Annotated in this window: 5 protein-coding genes; 2 read left to right on the top strand and 3 right to left on the bottom strand. The window is 29.9% G+C overall.

Annotated features, from left to right (window positions below):
• Positions 1-236: 236 nt before the first annotated feature.
• A complete protein-coding gene (gene carB, locus B5F09_RS07850) occupies positions 237-3,455 on the bottom strand; it encodes a carbamoyl-phosphate synthase large subunit (protein ID WP_087300565.1) in 3,219 nt (1,072 codons plus the stop codon).
• A 309-nt stretch (positions 3,456-3,764) separates the two neighbouring features.
• On the opposite strand from carB, the gene B5F09_RS07845 reads away from it, so the two are divergent.
• Positions 3,765-4,235 carry a DUF1003 domain-containing protein gene (locus B5F09_RS07845; protein WP_087373390.1) on the top strand — a complete coding sequence of 157 codons (471 nt, stop codon included), beginning with the start codon at positions 3,765-3,767 and terminating at the stop codon, positions 4,233-4,235.
• A gap of 61 nt (positions 4,236-4,296) precedes the next feature.
• Positions 4,297-5,181, top strand: coding sequence for a glycoside hydrolase family 25 protein (locus B5F09_RS07840; RefSeq protein WP_087373388.1), 885 nt, complete (start codon positions 4,297-4,299; stop codon positions 5,179-5,181).
• Positions 5,182-5,201: 20 nt separating this feature from the next.
• Here B5F09_RS07840 and B5F09_RS07835 read toward each other — a convergent pair whose 3' ends face one another.
• Both B5F09_RS07835 and B5F09_RS07830 read right to left on the bottom strand, forming a co-directional pair.
• Entirely contained in the window at positions 5,202-6,851 is a 1,650-nt protein-coding gene (locus tag B5F09_RS07835) for an alpha-glucosidase (RefSeq protein WP_087373386.1), read from the bottom strand.
• Between the two features lie 2 nt (positions 6,852-6,853).
• The gene (locus B5F09_RS07830) at positions 6,854-7,627 is read right to left on the bottom strand and encodes a ChbG/HpnK family deacetylase (RefSeq protein WP_087373384.1); all 774 of its coding nucleotides are present in this window, start codon (positions 7,625-7,627) and stop codon (positions 6,854-6,856) included.
• Positions 7,628-7,686 lie beyond the last annotated feature (59 nt).

The raw sequence follows: 7,686 nt of genomic DNA, 5'->3' as shown, positions 1-7,686 counted from the left end.
CTAAAGATAAATAAGTTTGATTATAAAAAAACATCTTATTGGCATATTTCATATTAACACTCCATTACTATAATATTTAAATAATTTTTATTGTTTAATATGCCAAAGTTATTTTAAAGACAGTTATATTATAACATATAAAATACTATATATTATCTCAAATTTATCTCATTTTTATAAACGATAAATATACACAAAAAAAGTGAAATCAGTTTATTGATTTCACCTTTTTACAATTACTTAATTGCTTTATGATATTCTTGTAATGATTTAACTTCATGGCTACCATGAATTTTCATTTCCATAATTCCTTCTAATGAAGCTTTAGCAGCTGCAATATTAGTTACATAAGGAATTTTCATCTTGATAGCTGATTTACGAATATAACTATCATCATGGGCACTTTGTTTTCCATTAGGTGTATTAATAATCATTGCTAATTCACCATTTGTTAAAGCATCTGAAATATTTGGACGTCCTTCATAGATTTTCTTGATTTTTTCTGCTGGAATTCCATTTTCTTTAATTAAGTTATATGTATTACTTGTAGCAACAATTGTAAATCCAGCATCATAATATCCTTGAGCTAATTCAACTACTTGTGGTTTATCTAAATCACTAACACTGATTAATACTTTTCCTTCAGTAGGTAAAATAGTTTTTGCAGCTTCTTCAGCTTTGTATAATGCTGCACCATAAGAGCTTGCAATTCCTAATACTTCACCTGTTGAACGCATTTCTGGTCCTAAAACAGGGTCTACTTCAGGGAACATATTGAATGGGAATACAGCTTCCTTAACTCCAACATGTGGGATTTTCTTTTCTTTTAATTCAGGTACTGGTGATTTACGTCCTGTTAAATCTAAAGTAACAATATCAGTAGCTATTTTAACCATATTAATGTTACATACTTTTGATACTAAAGGTACTGTTCTTGAAGCTCTTGGATTTGCTTCTAAAACATATACTTTATCATCAGCAATTGCATATTGCATATTCATTAAACCACGAACATTCATTTCTTTTGCAATTTTTTTAGTATATTCTTTAATTGTTTCTAAATGACGCATTGGAATATGTTTAGATGGTAAAATACATGCTGAATCTCCAGAGTGAATACCAGCTAATTCGATATGTTCCATTACTGCTGGAACGAAAACATTTTCTCCATCACTAATAGCATCTGCTTCGCATTCCATTGCATTGTTTAAGAAACGGTCAATTAAGATTGGACGATCTGGAGTAACTCCGACAGCTGCAGCCATATATTCTTTTAAGCTATCATCATCGTATACTACTTCCATACCACGACCACCTAATACATAAGAAGGTCTAACCATTAATGGATAACCAATTTTAGCAGCGATTTCTAATGCTTCATGTACATCAACAGCCATTCCTGATTCTGGCATTGGAATTTCTAATTTTTCCATCATTTCATTGAATAAATCACGGTCTTCTGCCATATCAATAGTTTCTGGTGTTGTACCTAAGATATTAACACCATTCTTTTTAAGTTGTGCTGCTAAATTAAGTGGTGTTTGTCCACCAAATTGAGCGATAACTCCAACTGGTTTTTCTTTTTCATGAATACTTAAAACATCTTCTAATGTTAAAGGTTCAAAATATAATTTATCTGACGTATCATAATCTGTTGATACAGTTTCAGGGTTACAGTTTACAATAATAGTTTCAAACCCTAATTTTTTTAGCGCTAAAGAAGCATGAACACAGCAATAGTCAAATTCGATACCCTGACCAATACGGTTAGGTCCACCACCTAAAATCATAACTTTTTGTTTATCGTGATGAATATCGCTATGATCTTCAGCATTATAAGTTGAATAGTAATATGAACTATCTTTTGTACCACTTACATGGACTGGTTCCCAAGCTTGATTAATTCCATTAGCTTTACGTAATTCTCTAATTGTTGTTTCATCTTCATCTAAAATTTGGCTTAAATATTTATCAGAGAAACCATTTTGTTTAGCGTGTTTTAAAACATCTACTGGTAATTCTTTACCTTTGTATGTTTTAATCATTTCTTCTTCTTCAACTAATTCTTTCATTTGTTCAATGAAATAAGTTTTGATTTGTGTTAGCTCATGTAATTCTTCAACAGTAGCACCTTTACGTAATGCTTCATACATAATAAATTGTCTTTCACTAGTAGGATTAGCTAATAATTTAATTAACTCATCTTTTGATAATTCATTAAAGTTTTTAGCATAACCTAAACCATAACGTCCGATTTCTAAAGAACGAATTGCTTTTTGGAAAGCTTCTTTGTATGTTTTTCCAATACTCATTACTTCCCCAACAGCTTTCATTTGAGTACCAAGTTTATCTTCAGCACCTTTGAATTTTTCAAATGCCCAACGTGCAAATTTAATAACTACATAATCACCATCAGGTACATATTTATCTAATGTTCCATATTTACCACATGGAATATCTTCCATTGTAAGACCCGCTGCCAACATTGCTGATACTAAAGCAATTGGGAATCCTGTTGCCTTACTTGCTAAAGCTGATGAACGAGAAGTTCTTGGGTTAATTTCAATAACTACGATACGATCACTTACTGGATCATGAGCAAATTGAACATTAGTTCCCCCAATTACACCAATTGATTCAACAATTTTAAATGCTTGTTCTTTTAAACGATCTTGAACTTCTTGAGGTACAGTTAACATTGGTGCACTACAGAATGAATCTCCAGTATGAACTCCCATTGGGTCAATGTTTTCAATGAAACATACTGTAATCATATTGTTATTAGCATCACGAACAACTTCAACTTCTAATTCTTCCCAACCTAAAATAGATTCTTCAATTAAACATTGATTTACTAAACTAGCTTGTAATCCTCTAGAAACAACTGTTTTTAATTCTTCAACATTATAGACTAAACCGCCTCCGGCTCCACCCATTGTATAAGCAGGTCTAACAACAACTGGGTAACCTAATTTATCAGCGATAGCTAATGCTTCATCGACAGTAGTTGCAATTTCACTACGAGCCATTTCAATTCCTAATTTATCCATTTCTTTTTTGAATTCTAAACGGTCTTCACCACGTTCAATTGCATCAACTTGAACACCTAATACTTTAACGTTATACTTATCTAATACTCCGGCTTCATTTAATTCAGAACATAAATTTAAAGCAGATTGTCCTCCTAAGTTAGGAAGTAAAGCATCTGGACGTTCTTTTTCAATGATTTGTGTTAATCTTTCTACATTTAATGGTTCAATGTATGTAACATCAGCAGTTTCCGGATCTGTCATGATTGTTGCTGGATTTGAGTTTACCAAAACAATCTTATAACCTAAACTTCTTAATGCTTTACATGCTTGTGTCCCTGAATAGTCAAATTCACATGCTTGACCAATAACGATTGGTCCTGAACCAATTACTAATACAGTGTTAATGTCTTCTCTTTTTGGCATCTTTTATTCCTCCATCTATAAATTTTATCTTACCCACAAAAAAACATATCAATAAAATGATATGTTAATTTAAAAAACAGAAATATAAAAGAATTGAAAATGATTAAACATAGCTAAAATTACTTTTTTCATCATTATCACTCCTTTTACTTTTTATCTACTCCAGTATACATAACCTAGAACAACTATTCAATAATTTTAAAATAAGTTATCACGATAATAACTCCTCCTTATTTCAACATTTTTTTCATTAAATAATCATTAGTTTAAAACAAATTTAAATGTAAATAATATAACTAAGGTGATTCAATGAAAAAGCTAACACATACAAAAATAATCAACGAAATTTTAGAAAATGTCCGTGATGATATGGACGATGAAGAAATCATTCATCTAGTCTTAGAAAAAACAGTTTCCCTGCCGGATAAAAGCAGTACAACTAAAGGGCAGAAACTAGCAGATATAATAGCCAAAATTGCTGGAAGCTGGACTTTTATAATTATTTTCGTTATTTTATTAGCGACCTGGATGATCTTTAATCTCATTTTTAAAAATAGTATCGATCCCTATCCATTTATCTTATTAAATTTAATTTTATCTTGCGTTGCCGCTATTCAGGCCCCAATAATTATGATGTCACAAAACCGCCAAGAACAAAAAGATCGTTTACGAAATGAAAATGATTATAAAGTAAATCTAAAAACTGAAATTATCATTCAAGATTTACATAGTAAACTTGATGAAATTATCGAAGAATTAAAAAAGAACAATCAAGATTAACAATCATCAATTCGACAATATTTAATCAGTATGATAAAATTGTGTCATCGAGGTGATTTTAATGACAAAGAAAAAAAAGTTACCCATTTTAAGTCTTAATAAAATTTGGCTTCTTTTTACTATTAGTGCCATTATTTTTTCATTATCACTTTATTATAAACAATATTTAGCCATTTACATAATTCACAGTATCGTCATTTTACTAATAATGTTAGTGGCGATACTGCCCTTTATTTTTAAAAAATATAAAAAGAAACAAAAATTACTTAAAATTATAACTATATTATTATCAATAGCATTAATAACCAGTGGTATTACAATCTATAATCATAACGACCGTCTAGCTAGTGAAGGACAATACATTGGTATTGATGTTTCTAAATGGAATGGCAACATTAATTTGCAATTAGCTAAACAAGAAATTGATTTTGTAATTATTAGATGTGGCTATACCTCTTTATCAGATGGTACAACTATCAAAGAAGATCCTTTATTTGAACAAAATATCAATCAATGTATTCAGTTATCAATACCATATGGTGTTTATTATTACTCACTAGCTCGTGATGAAACCCAAGCAAAAAAAGAAGCTGATTTTGTAACCTCTAAATTAAATGGTCGTATTCCAGAATTAGGTGTTTTTATCGACTTAGAGGATGAAGAATATCAAGGTAATCTTTCAAATCAACAATTAGCTAATGTTGCTGTTTCTTTTCTTGATAATATTCAAAATGAAAATAAAAAAGGAATTTATGCTAATCATCACTGGTGGTCAACTAAATTAACAGATTCAAGATTAGATAACTATATAAAATGGAAAGCTCGTTATAATGACAATAAAGTTTTAGAAGATGGTTTTAGCATCCTGCAATATAGTGAAACTGGCAATGTTAAAGGTATTAATACTAACGTTGATTTAAACTTAATTACTAATAAATACTGGTAAAAGCCACGAAATCGTGGCTTTTATTCTACATACATAATTGTTTGATATGGTTTTAAAGTCTTTTGGTCATATTCATGATAATTATTTAGTATAATTTGTTTATCAGTAGAATATGATTGTTCTTGATTAGAGAAGTTACATACATTTACTACTGTTTGACCTTTATAACTACGTTTATAAACAATTAACAAATCATTTTCATGTTCTACTGGAATGAAATCACCAAATGTTAATACATCACTATATTCGCTTTTTTGTCTTAAAGCAATCATTTTCTTATAAAAACTATAAACTGAATCAGGATCATTAAATTGATTTTTAACATTAATTGTTTTATATGTTTCATTTAACGCTAACCAAGGTTCAACATTAGAAAAACCAGCATATTTACTATCATCAAAAGGCATTGGTGTTCTAGCATTATCACGACTACGTTTATTAACTAATTCTAATGCTTCTTCTTCACTAAATCCTTCTTCAAGCATTCTAGCGTATTGACCATGTGTACTAATATCATCATATTCATCAATTGAATGACGAACACAATTAGCCATACCTAATTCTTCACCTTGATAAATATATGGCACTCCTCTTAAAAAGAAATACATAGAACCAATCATTGTTGCACTATGATAACCATGATCGGCTTTATTAACGATTAACTTATCTAACGAGCGAGGCTGGTCATGATTTTCTAGAAAAGTCCCAACCCAACCGATCTTATTAACTTCAGTTTGTGAAGTAAAAATTAAATCACGGAATTGTTTAACAGTCCAATCTTTTCTAATAAACCATTCTTCATTATCTCCGATATCAAAATTAGAATAGTTAAAATCAAACATTGAATCGAAGCAGCCATCTTTTCCAATATAAATACCTAATTTGTCATATGATACTCCATAAGCTTCTGATATTGTCATACAATCGTATTTTGCAAAAGTATTTTCTTTTAATTCTTTAAAGAACACTTCAATTCCTGGCTGATTACGAGCAAATGGAATGCAAGATACTAAACCATCTTCACCATCAGGCTCACCATCTTGATAACGTTGATCTTTTTTAATAAAGTTAATAGCGTCAACTCTAAATCCGGCAATCCCTTTATCTAGCCACCAGTTAATCATTTTATATACTTCTTTACGTAACGTCGGATTTTCCCAATTTAAACATGGTTGTTTTTTTGAAAATGCATGGAAATAATATTCGTCATCCCCTACTTTTTCCCAAACTGAACCACCAAAAATACTGCGCCAGTTACAAGGAGCATGTCCATCTACTCCTTTTTTAAAAATATAATAATCACGATATTTACTATCAGGATTTTTCAAAGCTTCTTGAAACCAGGCATGTTCATCAGAAGTATGATTGACTACTAAATCCATAATAATCTTGATACCTCGCTCTTTACCTTTTTCAATTAATTCATCTAAATCCGCCATAGTTCCAAACATTGGATTAATATCGTAATAATCACTAATGTCATAACCATTATCATCCATTGGTGAAGCATAAATCGGACAAAGCCACAAACTAGTTACTCCTAAATCACTAAAATAATCTAATTTTTCAATAATCCCTCTTAAATCACCAATTCCATCATCATTACTATCTTTAAAACTTTTTGGGTAAATTTGATAAACAACTTCTTTTTGCCACCATTTTTCTTCCATTTTTATTTTCCTACCTTTTTTAAATCTCTAAATGAAATAATTTCAATTTGATTATCAGTTAACCATTTTTTTAATTTAGCACTAGTAACTAAAGCATAATCATATAATCGTGGTTTTAACATTGATGATGTTATTGCAACATCATAGTCAATAAAACCAGGATGAGTAACTAAAAGATTAATTCCTTCATTAATTTGATAATGTCCATCGATAAACACTTTTTCAAAATCACAATCATGATCATTATAATAATCATATTGGGCCATAGATTGTTTAAAAATATTATTATCAAAACATGTTTGATCAAATAAACATACCGGTACTTGATACTCATGATAAATTCTTAATACCGCATTTATTAAAGGTTCAATTTCTAAAACATGAACATCAATATATTCTGGAATTTCACCGACTAATTCAATATATCGCTCTATTTGATACTTTGCCTCAATATAAGCCTCTTCTTCGCTAAATAATTGTTCATTATTAGCCAGTTGTTTTCTTCTAATTGAACTTTTAATAAAATAGCCATCTTGATCAACTAAATTAGGAATTTTATCTTTTGGCGCTAAAGCTTTTCCGTTAGTTACATTAACATGTAACCCTAAACATAAACCTTTATGCTTTTTAGCTAAAACTACTGCCTCTTTAGCAAAAGGCATATTAACCATTAATGCCATACTATTTACTATCCCGTTTTGATAAGCTGATAGCATTCCCATGGTTACCCCTTCACTATATCCCAAATCATCACCACGAATTAGCAATTGTTTCATTTTGATAACCTCCATGTTTATATTATAAAACATGCCAACAAAAAATGGAAAACTATTTA

The sequence above is a fragment of the Erysipelatoclostridium sp. An173 genome (genome assembly GCF_002160495.1).
Lineage (GTDB): Bacteria > Bacillota_I > Bacilli_A > Erysipelotrichales > Coprobacillaceae > Thomasclavelia > Thomasclavelia merdavium.
This window is presented reverse-complemented; position numbering and strand designations above follow the sequence as displayed.

Excerpts from the sequence above, each read along its gene's own strand:
- B5F09_RS07845 (WP_087373390.1), top strand. The coding sequence starts at position 3,765 with ATGAAAAAGCTAACACATACAAAAATAATCAACGAAATTTTAGAAAAT.
- B5F09_RS07835 (WP_087373386.1), bottom strand. The coding sequence starts at position 6,851 with ATGGAAGAAAAATGGTGGCAAAAAGAAGTTGTTTATCAAATTTACCCA.
- B5F09_RS07840 (WP_087373388.1), top strand. The coding sequence starts at position 4,297 with ATGACAAAGAAAAAAAAGTTACCCATTTTAAGTCTTAATAAAATTTGG.
- B5F09_RS07830 (WP_087373384.1), bottom strand. The coding sequence starts at position 7,627 with ATGAAACAATTGCTAATTCGTGGTGATGATTTGGGATATAGTGAAGGG.
- carB (WP_087300565.1), bottom strand. The coding sequence starts at position 3,455 with ATGCCAAAAAGAGAAGACATTAACACTGTATTAGTAATTGGTTCAGGA.